The sequence below is a fragment of the Sphingobium sp. TomMM35A genome (genome assembly GCF_054771735.1).
Genome location: NZ_BSRC01000002.1, coordinates 463,126 through 476,096, shown reverse-complemented (window position 1 = coordinate 476,096; position 12,971 = coordinate 463,126). Strand labels below are relative to the sequence as shown.

Genomic DNA, 12,971 nt, shown 5'->3' with positions numbered 1-12,971 from the left:
TTGCCGTCCCGCTGCCGGTAGACATGCGGGCATAGAAGAGTGAATTTGCGTAGGAGTTGGTGAATGGCCGCGAAATATGCCGATGTGGCGGGGACTGCCCGTGCCGATTTACGGGCACGCAAGCTGCCGTTGAAGAACAGCCCGGAATTGCGTCAGGCTCTGGCCGAGGGCGAGATACACACGCTGCTGATGACTTATGTTCATCTGAGCGGCGACGAGGCGATGCTGGACAAGTTCGTGCCGCACATCAAGTCGCCCTACGCCTATCCGCCAGAAGAGATTCCCGGCGACCTGGTCGAGGAGCTGAAGGACAAGCTGCTTCATGTGCTGACCACGCCTGGCGCTGCAATGGACGAGGAGCCGTCCGACGCGCTGATGCACCGGATGATGTCGGCTGGCCTGGCGGAGGAGGTGGCGGACGAGTTCCTGCCGCTGCTGTTCGACCAGATCGGCTTTCGCCCCGAGCAGCCCCGCCGCGAGCGCAAAGATCGGAAGCCTGCGCCCGCCGGGTTCAAGGTGCTAGTGATCGGCGCGGGGATGACGGGCATCGCGGCGGGCGTGAAGCTGGCGGAAGCGGGCTATGAATGGGAAATCATCGAGAAGAATGAGGAAGTCGGCGGCACCTGGTGGGAAAACCGCTATCCGGGCGTGGGCGTCGATACGCCGAGCCATTTCTACTCCTTCTCCTTCGCGCTGAATTCGGAATGGCATAATTATCATCCGCTGGGCACCGACATGTTCGCTTATCTGAAGCGCGTGGCGGATGATTATGAGCTGCGGCCGAACATCCGTTTCAACACGCGGGTCGAAAAGCTGGTGTGGGACGAGGATGCGGCGGTGTGGAACGTCACCGTGCGCAAGAAGGATGGCAGCGCGGAGGTGATCCGCGCCAATGCGGTGATCAACGGGCATGGGCCGGTCAACCGGATGAAGTGGCCCGCCATCCCGGGGCTGGAAAGCTTTGCGGGCACGCGGCTGCATACGGCGGCGTGGGATAGCTCGATCGACCTCAAGGGCAAGCGCGTCGGCGTGATCGGCACGGGCGCGAGCGCGGCGCAGCTGATCCCCGCGATCGCTGGCGATGTGAGTGAACTGCACGTCTTCCAGCGCAGCCGCCACTGGGTGATGCCGAGCCCGGCCGGGAATGACGAGGTCACGGACGGCGTCAAATATGCGATGCGGCATATTCCCCATTATCTGGAATGGTTTCGTTTCCGCATCTACTGGTATGCGGCGGACGGCCTGTATCCCAATGTGCTGCTGGACCCCGAATGGCCGGAGGATTCGCCATCGGTATCTGCCGTCAATGAGACGATGCGCAAGTTCGCGGTCGGCTATATCGACAAGATGTTCGCCGACCGGCCGGACCTCAAGGAAAAGCTGACGCCCGATTTCCCGGTCTTTTCGAAGCGCATCATTCTGGATCGCGGTCCCTACTTCCCCACTTATCTCCAGCCGCATGTGCACCTGGAGCAGACTGCCATCACAGAGGTCACGCCCAAGGGGCTGGTGCTGAAGGATGGGCGCGAGATCGAGCTGGACGTGCTGATCTGCGCGACCGGGTTCGATGTGGCAAACATGCTGGGCGATCTTGAGATCGTGGGCATTGGTGGCAAGCATCTGCGCAGCGAATGGGGCGCGGAAGATCCGCGCGCCTATTTCGGGATGCTGGTGCCGGGCTTCCCCAATTATTTCCACACGGTGGGCCCCAACAGCGCGCCCAATCATGCGGCGGGGCAGAACCTGATTTCGGAGCGACAGGTCAATTATGCGATCGAATGCCTCGACTGGGTCAATGCGCAGGAGAAGAAGGCGCTTCAACCGAGCCGGTCCGCCTTCGACGCATGGCAGACCAAGGTCGAGACGCAGATGGTCAAGATGATCTGGAGCCATCCGCGCGCCTACAGCTATTATAACAATAGCAAGAAGCGGAACTTTCTGTCCTGGCCGTGGCGGCTCATCGATTTCTGGAACGAGTGCCAGGGACCGCGCAAGGAAGACTTTGAACTGCTGTGAATGGAATGAGGCGGCCTTGCTGGGCCGCCCCTCTAGCTTTCAAAGCTGGTCGGTGTAGGTGTCCGTGCCAGGGATCGTCGGGATGAAGGGCGATGCGATCGCGATGCGGCCGATGCCGCTTTCCTCGATCGCCTGGGCGAGGGGGACATAGGCGCTGTCCCAGACGGCTTTCGGGTCCTCGACGGAGAAGCTGAGGAAGACCGCGCGGTCATTGACCTCTACCGGCACATCCTTGGGGCTGGTCGGATCGAGCGGCAAGGGGGAGCCGGTGAGTGCCACGTCGCCCGGCAGGTCGCGGGCGCGCAGCAGGGCGGAGAGGTCCGCGCTGGTCTTGCCGGGGTTCAGATCGACAATGAAGGCGACGAGCCCGCCAAAAGGGCGATCAAGCGCGAGTTCGATCGGCATCGTGCTGCCGGGCGCATTATATTCCGCGTCGAAATTGTAGAAGCTGGTGTGGATATGGTCGCGTTCCTTGAACATGCGGCCGGCGGCGTGAAGATCATTGACCTGTTTGACCGCCCACGCGTCCCAATCCTTGTGATGCCCGTCGAGGATCCAGTAGAGTGCGAGATAGGAGCCCTTCGACAGGTCCATGGTGCCTGAACCGAAGCGCTTCGCCTTTTCCGCGCGGGTGGCGACGTAGCGGCCGCCTGAAACCGTGTAGGCGCCGATCATGCAGCCGCTGTAGAAATGATCGCGCTCATACCAGCGATTATAGGCGACCTCATAGCCGGGGCGCGGTTCAACCATGGTGAAGAGCAGGGAGCCCAAGCGTATCGGCCGGTCGGCGCGCGCTATGTCGGCCCTCTCATATAAGGTTTCGCAGCTTTGCATGGGCCTCTCCTGAAATTGATGGCGCACTGAAGCGTGCGCGGGAGCCGGATTAAAGCAGTGCGGCGCCTCTTCCGGGTCGGCGGAAGGTCGCGGGTGGCGCTACCGGCCTGCCAGGGCGCGATAGGCGGGGTGGCCGATGTCGCTCAGCACATCGAAATGGCGGGGCGTCCAGCCCAGTTCCCGGCGGGTACGGGGGCTGCGCGAGCGGCTGCATGTCGCCATGCCGATCAAAGTTTCGAACTTCCCCCAGCGGCGGACGCCTTCGGCAAAATCGATGCTGCGCGCCTCGATGCCGAGGTCGCGCGCGACCGCTTCAGCCAGAGTGCGGTTGTTCAGTTCGCCCGCGACCGCGTGATAGAGGGCTCCGGCTGAACCCCGCTCCAGCGCGAGGCGGTAGACCTCTGCAAGGTCATCGACATGGACGTTGGAGTAGAGGTTGAGGCCTTCCCCGAGATAGCCGACTTCGCCGGTGCGCCCCGCATCGGCGTAGAACATGCGCAGATGCCCGCAGCCGCCATGTCCCCAGATCATCGGCGGCCTGATCACCATGGCGCGCGCGCTGCCCGCCGATCCGGCGCGACGGACCATGGTTTCGGTCTCAAGGCGGAGGCCGATATATTTGGAGGGCTCGAACGGGTCGTCTTCCGCAAAACTGTCCTCGCTCCAGAGCCCATCGGTGCGTTGCGACAAAAGGCCGGTGCCGCTGGTGAAGATGAAGTGATGGCCGCGCCCGTCGGCGGCATTCAGCAGCCTTTTGACGGCGTCATGCTCCTGCTGAAGCAGCAATTGGGCTGCGTAGATGGTGGCATCGTGATGGCGCATCATGTCGATCACCGCGTCCAGATGCGAAAGGTCGCCCCGCAAGGGGGTTATGCCATGATCGGCGAGCGTCCGATCGCCTTCGCCTGTACGGCTGAGGCCGCTGACCTGATGGCCGGATGCCCTGAAATGCCGGGCGATGTGCGATCCGAGATAGCCGGTCGCGCCAAGGACGAGAATGCGCATCGGGTTCCTTCCGCGCGGGAGGAAGCAACAGCGATGCGCCCCGCGTCAAGAGCCGGGCCGTGCGTTCCGGAGAGGCGGAGGCGACAGGGGAGCGTCCGCAATCAGGTTCTTGCCGTCACTCCCGGGTCCCGCTCTTTCGGCAGCGTGACACAAAAAGTGGGACCCCGGATCAAGTCCGGGGTGACGATTATTTAGAACTGATCTTACGCTAAAGCGAGCTGACGAGATGGCCGCCGTCGACCACCAGTTCCGCGCCGGTGATGTAAGCGCCAAGGTCCGACGCGAGCAGGAGCAGGGCGCCGTCAAGATCTTCCGGACTTCCAATGCGGCGCTGCGGGATCCTGTTGATCATCGCCTTGCCCGTGTCCGTTTCCCAGACATGCTCGTTCAGCGGCGTGACGATATAGCCCGGGCAGAGGGCATTCACGCGGATGCTGTGGCGCGCCCATTCCAGTGCCATTGCCTTGGTCATCTGTACCACGGCGGCCTTGGAAATCGAGTAGGGGCCAAGCTGAGCCCCTTGTCGAAGGCCCAGGATGGAGGCGATGTTGATGATGCTGCCCGGCGTGCCTGCCGCGACCATCGCGCGCGCCGCCCCGCGCGCGACGAGATAAGCGCCGCGCGCGTTGGTATCCATCACGCGGTCGAATTGGGTCACGTCCTGATCGAGCATTGGTCCGGTGGTGGCGATGCCCGCATTGTTGATCAGGATGTCGACGGCGCCAACCGCATCCCACAAGCGATCGATGGAGGTGGCGTCCTGCACGTCGAGCGTGATGGCTCGCGCGTTGGGGAGCGATGCGGCGAGGCTTTCCAGCTGGTCGCCCCTGCGCGCGGTCAGGACCAGCTCAACACCCTCTGCAGCGAGCGTGCGCGCGAAATGCGCGCCGAGTCCGCTGCTTGCGCCGGTGATGAGCGCGGTCCTGCCCTCAAGCCCGAAGGTGCGTGCCGTCATGCAGCCATCTTGTGCCGGGACTCCAGCGGCGCATCTGGGTGATAGCTGGTGGGGCTGGTGGCATAGGCAGCCGCCAGCGTCGCGATGAAATCGGGGTCGGACATCGGGTCTGTCGGGACCGTTACTGGAATGCCCTTCGCCTTCAGGTCCGCGATCATGATGTCGAAGGCTTGATCGGTGGTGAGGTCGTCGGTGTGATCGTAGAAGCGCTTCAGGTCCGCCATGTCGGTGAACACATGCGCGCTGTAGTGGAAGAGCATGCGCATGTCGCTGGCTTCATAACGGGCGACGATGCGATCGCCGTCGATGATGCGCCATCCATCTTCGCCATCCGCTTCGATCATCGATTGAAGCGTCATGCCAACCGCCATGTCGCGCTTTTCGCGCGGGCCGGATGCCTCGCCCCGGTGGAACATATGCTGATTGTCGGTTACCAGGCCGCTGTTCCAGATGGGTGCGGTCAGGCGCTGCGGCGCGCGATCCGGGCCATCGGGCCAGTAGGTGAAGCCGCCATCGATGTCGCAGTCATAATACCAGGCGATCACCTGGCCCGCCTTCACTTCCCATGAGTCGAAGAGGCAGGATTTCGCCATGACCGCGCCCAGCCATGCGGGCATGTTGGTCGGATCGAGCCCGCGCCAGCTGCGACCGTCGATATGACCCGGGTCAAAGCCGTGACAGGGTGCGTTGATGTTGAATTGGAAGAGATAGGGCGCTCCGTATCGCGCTCCGTGCATTTGCCTGACCAGATCGAGCAACCTGCGGCTGTAGAATATGTCATGCGCTTCATCGATATAGGGCAGGCCATTATTGCCGAAGGTGCCGCGAAACGCCGGGGTCAGAAGGTCCGCCAAGGTGATATTTTGATTTCGTTCGCCCTTGGGCGTCGAAACGGCGAGCATTTCTTCCGCTGAACTGAAGTGGATGGCCTGGATCAACTTCCACGGACCCTGGGTGCGCAAGATGTCCATCATCTGTGCATTTTCAGCATCTGTGAAGATGTCGCTGATCGGCCGTGGTGGCACGATCGGCGTCATGGGGCGGCGGCGCTTCGATGGTTCCATGGGTCCTCTCCGTTATCATCCGATCTTTATACTGCCGCCGCCCTCAATGCATTTCTTCGTCAGGCGGCCAGTGCTTCCTCCGGTTCCGGCGGGAAGATGGATGGCTTGCCGGGATCATAGGTCTGGACCAGCAGGCGGATGAACTGCTGATCGGTGAGCGGGTCGCTCGGCACCTCGAAAGTGGCGCCGCGGGCGCGCAGATCGGCGATCAGCATGTCGAACACCTGATCATTGCTGATGTCGTCGGTGTGGTCGAGCGAGCGCTTCAGTTCGCTATAATCCATGAAGATGTCCGCACCCCAGTGGATGAGGAACCGGAACTCGTCTTCGGGTATCTTCTGGATGACCTTGCCGTCGGTCGTGATCTGCCAGCCATTGGGATCTTCGGGGTCGGCGCTGATGAGCGAGTTGATCGCAAGTCCTTCGGGCTGGCGAAGGGCGGCAGGGCCGCTGGCTTCGGCCGTGTGGTACATCATTTCATTTTCGACGACGACGGCGCGGCTCCACATCGGTGCCTTGATCTGCGCGGGCTTGCCCTGCGGACCATCGGGCCAATAGTTGAAGCCGCCGCCGATCTTGCCCTTGTAATACCAGGTGATCACCTGCGCCTTTTTCGCGCGCCAATGTTCGAACAGGCCCGACTTCACCATGATGTTCATCAGCCAAACCGGCGACGTCTGCATGGAGATGCCGCGGAAACGGGTGGCATCGACATGGGGCGTCTCGCTGCCACGGCAGGGGCCCTGAATGTTGAACAGCATATTGTCGGGGCGAGCATAGTCCGCTTTCCAGTAGCCGCGAACCAAATCGAGGAATTTATGGTTGAAGAAGCAATCTTCGATCTCTGGATGCTGGACTGTTGATCCTTGCGCGAAATAGCCCCGGAATACCGGCGAGAGGAACATGTCCCATGTGGGCGTAAAGCCCTTTGGAAGGCCGCCGGAGGTGGTAGCCACGACTTCCTCGGGTGATTTGAAATGCTGTGCCAGGATCAAGGACCAGGGACCGTTTTCCCGGACGACATTCAGCATGCGGCGATGCTGGTCGTCGGTATAGGCGTTTTCGATGATCTGCGGCGGGGCCACGGGGCGGAACTGGGTGGTCATGTCAACTCTCCTGAGTACCTACATCGCCGTCCGCCGTTTGGTTTGCAGCCCGTGAGAGCTGTGGCGGTTCGGTTACTGAGTGAATCCTAACTTATTCTTCCGGGGTTCGCAAGATATGACAACACATGCTGTACTTCAGGCAGGTTGGTCCGCCGACATCTCGGGCAGCCATTCACGGACTGCGGTCTTCAGCAACTTGCCGTTGGGATTGCGGGGGAGCGGCCCCTCTACGATGTAGACATGGTCGGGCACCTTGTAGTCGGAAAGATTGCGCGCGCAGAAGTCGCGCAGGGCCGTGCCATCCGACTGGCCGGGGGCGACCACGAAAGCCTCGACTCGTTCGCCGAGTACCGGGCAGGGCCTGCCGACGACAACGGCTTCGGTGACGGCTTCATGCGACATGAGCATGTTTTCGACTTCCACCGAATAGATTTTGAAGCCGCCGCGATTGATCATGTCCTTCATCCGGTCGAGCACGCGGATATAGCCGTTCGCGTCCATGGTGCCGATGTCGCCGGACCTCCAATAGCCGCCGGTGAAACCGCGCTCCGTCGCTTCTGGATTGTTCCAGTAGCGGGCTATGGTCATCGCCCCTGCGATCCAGATTTCTCCCTGCGCCCCGCGCGGGAGCTCGCGGCCTTCCTCATCCATGATGAGGATGTCGGCGTAAGGCAGCGCCTTGCCGACCTTGTCCGGATGAGCGGGACAGTCGCCGAGCGGCATCATGACCGCCGGGGAGGATGTCTCGGTCGACCCGTAGATGTTCACCAACGTCAGTTGGGGGAGCTGGGCGGCAAGCGTTTCGATGCAGGATTCGGCCATGGGCGCGCCGCCAAACGCGCCGATCCGCCAGCTCGACAAGTCAAAGCCAGCGAAGTCCGGCTCCATCAGGCACAGCTTGTACATGGCCGGGACCATGATGGCGTAGCTCATGCGTTCGGCCTGGGCGAGTTCCAGGAAGGGGCGGGCCTTGAACGCCTGCTGCATCACCACCTTGCCCGCGACCCGGATGCCGAGCATCAGGATGAGCGCGATGCCGGTTACGTGAGAGGCGGGTACGGCGAGGATCATCGACTCGCCATCGCGCAAGCCAAGATGCTGCTGGCTACCGATGCAGTTGGTGACGAGGCCGAGGTGGGTAAGCACCGCGCCCTTGGGGCGGCCGGTGGTGCCGGAGGTGTAGAGGATGCAGAAGGGATCATCTTCGCCAACGGCGGAGCGGTGCGGGGCGTCGGTCGGCGGCTCGGCTTCAGCGTTGGACCATGAAGCGGCTTCGTCGGAATAGCGCAGCCAGTGGCGCAGCTGAGGATGGTCGGATCGGTCGGGCAGCTGGTCCTCCAGCGCGTCGTCAAAGATGATCGCCGCCGCGCCGCTGTCATTCAGCACATAGGCGGTTTCGGGGGCACGCTGGCGGATATTCATGGGCACGGCGATCAGGCCCAGCCTTGCCGCCGCCAGCAGCAGGGTCGAATAGTCTGCGCGGTTGGACAGAAGGATGGCGAGCCGGTCGCCCGCTGCCAGGCCCAGGGACGTGAGGCGCGCCGCGCAGATGGCGACGCGGGCGGCGAGGAAGCTATAGCTCCACCGCTCTTCGCCATCGACCAGCGCGATGGCTTCGGGCGACCGGCTGACGGCGTCCAGGAACATGGCGTAAATGTCTGCGGGGCGGTCCTGATGGCAATAGACCAGCCTGCCGTGATGCACTTCCTTGCGGAGTTGCAGATGCTTCATCTCTTTATCGGTCCTCTCCATCCGGCCTGTTATGCTATGCCGGTGACGAAGCCCTTACAGGGCTTTCTAATTACACCTTGCATTGTGCTTCTTCCCTTGGCAAGCGCCAGCCAACGAAAAGGAGCGGAGACAAGCCATGGCAGATCATGAGGATGATGCGGCGATCGTCCGCAAGGTCGAGAATTTCGTCCGCGACGTGGTGATCCCCTATGAGAAGGATGACCGGCGGGACGATCATGGCCCGCTGGACGCGCTGGTGCAGGAAATGCGCGCCAAGGCGCGTGAGGCAGGCGTCCTGACGCCGCATATCCGCGCCGACGGAACGCACATTAGCCACCGGGCGACGGCGCGCGTGCTGCGCGCTTCGGGGCTTTCGCCGCTCGGGCCGCTCGCTTGCAACACCAATGCGCCTGACGAAGGCAATATGTTCCTGCTGGGCAAAGTCGCCACGGCGGAGCAGAAGCGCCGCTATCTCGATCCGATGGTCGCAGGCAACGGACGCTCCTGCTTCCTGATGACCGAGCCGGCGGCGGAGGGCGGAACCGGATCGGACCCGTCGATGATGCAAACCGTTGCGCGGCTGGAGGGTGGCGAGTGGGTGATCAACGGGCGCAAGGCGTTCGCTACCGGGTTTGCCGGAGCCAGCTTCGCGATCCTGATGGCCAAGACGGAGCGGGATGACGGCGCGGCCGCTGCAACGATGTTCCTCGTCCCGCTGCCGCATCCCGCGCTGGTGCAGGAACGGCTGATCGGTACGATCGACAGCTCGATGCCGGGCGGCCATGCGGTGGTGAAGGTGGGAGATCTGCGCCTGCCGCCCGACGCGGTGCTGGGCGCGCCGCATGAGGGCTTTGCCTATGCGCAGGTCCGGCTCGCCCCGGCGCGGCTCACCCATTGCATGCGCTGGCTGGGCGCTGCCACGCGGGCGAACGAGATTGCGACGGACTATGCGGTCAAGCGGCAGGCGTTCGGCAAGCCGCTGATCGATCATGAGGGCGTCGGCTTCATGCTGGCCGACAACCTGATCGACCTGAAACAGTGCGAGCTGATGATCGATTGGTGCGCGGACGTATTGGACTCAGGCGAAAAGGCGATCACTGAAAGCTCGATGGCGAAGGTCGCCGTATCGGAAACGCTGTTCCGGGTGGCGGACCGTTGCGTTCAGGTGATGGGCGGGACCGGGGTCAGCCATGACACGATCGTGGAGCAGGTATTCCGCGAAATTCGCGCCTTCCGCATCTATGATGGGCCGACTGAGGTGCATAAATGGTCGCTCGCCAAGAAGATCAAGCGAGAGGCGCTGGCAAAGTCATGAATGCCGAGGAGCTGAACGCAGGGCTTTCCGACGTGCGCGAGGCGCATCGTTTTGATGAGGGCGCATTGCAGGCATGGCTGCGCGAGAATGTGCCCGAAGCGCAAGGCCCGCTGACCGTTCGCCAGTTCAAGGGCGGGCAGTCCAATCCGACTTTCCGGCTGGACGTGCCAGGACGATCCTTCGTCATGCGCCGCAAGCCGCCCGGCGTGACGGTGCCCGGTGCCCATGCCGTGGATCGAGAGGCGCGGGTGATAGGCGCGCTTGGCAAGCAGGGTTTTCCGGTGCCCCGCATTTACGGCCTTTGCACGGACGATGCGGTGATCGGCAGCTGGTTTTACGTGATGGAGTGCGTCGAAGGACGCGTCTTCTGGAATTCACGTTTCGAGACCGTCGCGGCGGAAGAGCGGGTTGCGTATTTCGACGCCATGAACGCGACTTTGGCGCAGCTTCACAATTTCGATCCGGTGGCGTTGGGTCTCGATGATTTCGGGAAGAAGGGCAATTATTTCGAGCGGCAGATCGCGCGCTGGTCGCGCCAATATCTGAGCGACGAAGCGGCTGGCCGCGATCCAAACATGGACCGGCTGATCGAATGGTTGCCGACGAATATTCCGGCAGGCGATGAAAGCCGGATCGTCCATGGCGACTATCGTGCCGACAACATGGTGTTCCATCCGACTGAGCCACGCGTGGCGGCAGTGCTGGACTGGGAGCTTTCAACGCTGGGTCATCCGCTTGCCGACTTCGTCAATCATCTGATGATGTACCGGCTGCCGCCCACCATCCTGTCCGGCTTGCGGGGTGCCGATTTCGCCGCGCTGAAGCTGATGCCGGAGGAGGCGTATATCGCCGCCTATTGCCGCAGGACCGGGCGGGACGGGATCGGCCATATCGGCTTTTACCGCGCCTTCGCTCTTTTCCGGCTTGCGGCCATCTATCATGGCATTAAGGCAAGGGCACTGCGCGGCACGGCCGCATCGGCGCATGCAGAAGAACTGGCGGCGCAATATCCGCTGCTCGCCCAATTGGGATGGAGCGAGGCGGAAGCGGCCTGATCAAAGGGGAATGGTGGAATGAAGACCCGGATTACCGAGCTTACCGGCACGCGCTATCCCATTATCCAGGGTGGCATGCAGTGGGTGGGCCGCGCTGAACTGGCGTCAGCGGTGTCCAACGCCGGGGGTCTGGGTATCCTGACGGCGCTGACGCAGCCGACGCCCGAAGCGCTGGCCGCCGAGATCGAGCGGTGCCGGACGATGACCGACAAGCCGTTCGGCGTGAACCTGACCATATTGCCGACCGCGCAACCGGTCCCTTACGAAGCCTATGCCGAAGTCATTGCCGGATCGGGCGTTGGCGTGGTCGAGACCGCCGGGCGCAGTCCCGCCGAGTTCATCGCGCGGTTCAAGCAGGCGGGCGTCAAGATCGTGCACAAATGCACGGCCGTGCGCCATGCGCTGTCGGCGCAGCGCGCAGGGGTCGATGCGGTGTCGATCGACGGGTTCGAAGCGGCGGGCCATCCGGGCGAGGACGATATTCCGGGCATGGTGCTGATCCCCGCTGCGGCGCGGGCGCTGGACATTCCGATCCTGGCGGCAGGCGGCATGGCTACCGGGCGCAGCATGGCGGCGGCGCTGGCTCTGGGCGCTGAAGGCGTGACTATGGGCACCCGGTTCATGCTGACCAAGGAAGCCCCTATCCATGAGGCGATCAAGCAGGCGGTGGTGCAGGGTACGGAGCGCGACACGACGCTGATCTTCCGCCAGCTGCGCAACACGGCGCGTGTGTTCCGCAATGCCGTTGCCGAGGAGGTGAACGTCAAGGAACGGGAACCCGGCGCGACGTTCGAGGACATCCGGCCGCTCGTGGCAGGCGCGCGAGGGCGCGCGGCGCTGGAAAGCGGCGAAGTGGATGGCGGGCTGGTCTGGGCCGGGCTCGGCATCGGCCTGATGGACGATATTCCAACTTGCGCCGAATTGATCGAGCGCATCGTGGGTGAATGCCGCGAGGCGCTGGGTCGCGCCGTGGCGCTGACCGGGGAGGCATGAGCATGCACTACAATACGATCCGCTATGAGGTCGAGGATGATGGCGTCCTGCTGCTGACGCTGAACCGGCCGGACAAGCTCAACGCCTTCACCGTCGAGATGTGCGAGGAGCTGATCGATGCCTATGGCCGGGCGAGCCAGGATGATGCCGTCCGGGTGATCGTGGTGACGGGCGAGGGCCGCGCCTTCTGCGCGGGGATGGACCTGTCGGTCGGCGGCAATGTCTTCGGCCTGGACGAGAGCATGACGCCGACCATGGAGGATCTGCGCGAGCGCGGCGATGATCCGGCGATCCTGAAGGGCGTGCGAGACACCGGCGGTCGCGTGGCGATGGCCATGTATGATTGCCTGAAGCCGATCGTCGGGGCGGTGAATGGCGCGGCGGTCGGCATCGGTTCGACCATGCTGTTGCCGATGGATTTCCGCTTCGCGTCGGAAAAGGCGCGCTTCGGCTTTGTCTTCGGACGGCTGGGCATCACGATGGAGGCGTGCTCCTCCTTCTTCCTGCCGCGCATCGTCGGTTTGGAGCAGGCGCTGGAATGGGCTTACAAGGCCGATATCTTCGATGCCGCCGAAGCGCATGAGAAGGGACTGGTTCGCGCCGTGTTCCCGGCTGAGACGCTGGTCGAGGAGGCGAAGGCCTTTGCCCGCTCGCTGGTCAAGGACCGATCGCCCGTATCGATCGCGCTGATCCGCCAGATGCTGAACCGCAACAGCGCGCAGCCCGATCCGTGGCAGGCCCATCTGACGGAATCGTTGGCGGTATTCTACACCAGCCAGGCGGACGGCCGCGAAGGGGTTCGCGCCTTCAATGAAAAACGGCCAGCGGAGTTTACGGGGAAGGCGTCGCAAATGCCGTCCTTCTTCCCTTGGTATGGCGACAAGTAATTCGAACGGA

General features: G+C 63.0%; 11 protein-coding genes. 5 read left to right on the top strand and 6 right to left on the bottom strand.

The genetic code is table 11. From position 1 onward, the window contains the following. Positions 1-63: 63 nt before the first annotated feature. Positions 64-2,016, top strand: a complete 1,953-nt coding sequence (locus tag ACYU8T_RS15275; protein WP_461160135.1) for a flavin-containing monooxygenase — start codon at positions 64-66, stop codon at positions 2,014-2,016. 39 nt (positions 2,017-2,055) lie between these two features. Here ACYU8T_RS15275 and ACYU8T_RS15270 read toward each other — a convergent pair whose 3' ends face one another. The 6 genes from ACYU8T_RS15270 to ACYU8T_RS15245 form a co-directional block, all read right to left on the bottom strand. Beyond that, positions 2,056-2,850, bottom strand: a complete 795-nt coding sequence (locus ACYU8T_RS15270) for a hypothetical protein (RefSeq protein ID WP_461160134.1) — start codon at positions 2,848-2,850, stop codon at positions 2,056-2,058. Positions 2,851-2,949: 99 nt separating this feature from the next. Continuing rightward, positions 2,950-3,855, bottom strand: coding sequence for an NAD-dependent epimerase/dehydratase family protein (locus tag ACYU8T_RS15265; protein ID WP_461160133.1), 906 nt, complete (start codon positions 3,853-3,855; stop codon positions 2,950-2,952). Positions 3,856-4,063: 208 nt separating this feature from the next. Then, positions 4,064-4,810, bottom strand: coding sequence for a glucose 1-dehydrogenase (locus ACYU8T_RS15260; protein WP_461160132.1), 747 nt, complete (start codon positions 4,808-4,810; stop codon positions 4,064-4,066). Further along, entirely contained in the window at positions 4,807-5,874 is a 1,068-nt protein-coding gene (locus ACYU8T_RS15255; RefSeq protein WP_461160131.1) for a hypothetical protein, read from the bottom strand. The genes ACYU8T_RS15260 and ACYU8T_RS15255 overlap by 4 nt, the downstream gene beginning before the upstream one ends. Positions 5,875-5,933: 59 nt before the next feature. After that, on the bottom strand, positions 5,934-6,980 hold the full coding sequence (locus ACYU8T_RS15250; RefSeq protein WP_461160130.1) for a hypothetical protein: 1,047 nt from the start codon (positions 6,978-6,980) through the stop codon (positions 5,934-5,936). Between the two features lie 135 nt (positions 6,981-7,115). Then, on the bottom strand, positions 7,116-8,711 hold the full coding sequence (locus tag ACYU8T_RS15245) for a class I adenylate-forming enzyme family protein (protein ID WP_461160129.1): 1,596 nt from the start codon (positions 8,709-8,711) through the stop codon (positions 7,116-7,118). A gap of 136 nt (positions 8,712-8,847) precedes the next feature. Here ACYU8T_RS15245 and ACYU8T_RS15240 point away from each other — a divergent pair, with 136 nt between their 5' ends. Genes ACYU8T_RS15240 through ACYU8T_RS15225 form a run of 4 tightly spaced genes read left to right on the top strand, consistent with a single transcriptional unit; the run spans position 8,848 to position 12,961 of the window. Continuing rightward, entirely contained in the window at positions 8,848-10,026 is a 1,179-nt protein-coding gene (locus ACYU8T_RS15240; protein WP_461160128.1) for an acyl-CoA dehydrogenase family protein, read from the top strand. Continuing rightward, the gene (locus tag ACYU8T_RS15235) at positions 10,023-11,081 is read left to right on the top strand and encodes a phosphotransferase (RefSeq protein WP_461160127.1); all 1,059 of its coding nucleotides are present in this window, start codon (positions 10,023-10,025) and stop codon (positions 11,079-11,081) included. The genes ACYU8T_RS15240 and ACYU8T_RS15235 overlap by 4 nt, the downstream gene beginning before the upstream one ends. Before the next feature lie 18 nt (positions 11,082-11,099). Continuing rightward, a complete protein-coding gene (locus ACYU8T_RS15230; protein ID WP_449469763.1) occupies positions 11,100-12,074 on the top strand; it encodes an NAD(P)H-dependent flavin oxidoreductase in 975 nt (324 codons plus the stop codon). Between the two features lie 2 nt (positions 12,075-12,076). Continuing rightward, complete coding sequence (locus tag ACYU8T_RS15225) at positions 12,077-12,961, top strand: crotonase/enoyl-CoA hydratase family protein (RefSeq protein WP_097093339.1); 885 nt, start codon at positions 12,077-12,079, stop codon at positions 12,959-12,961. Positions 12,962-12,971 lie beyond the last annotated feature (10 nt).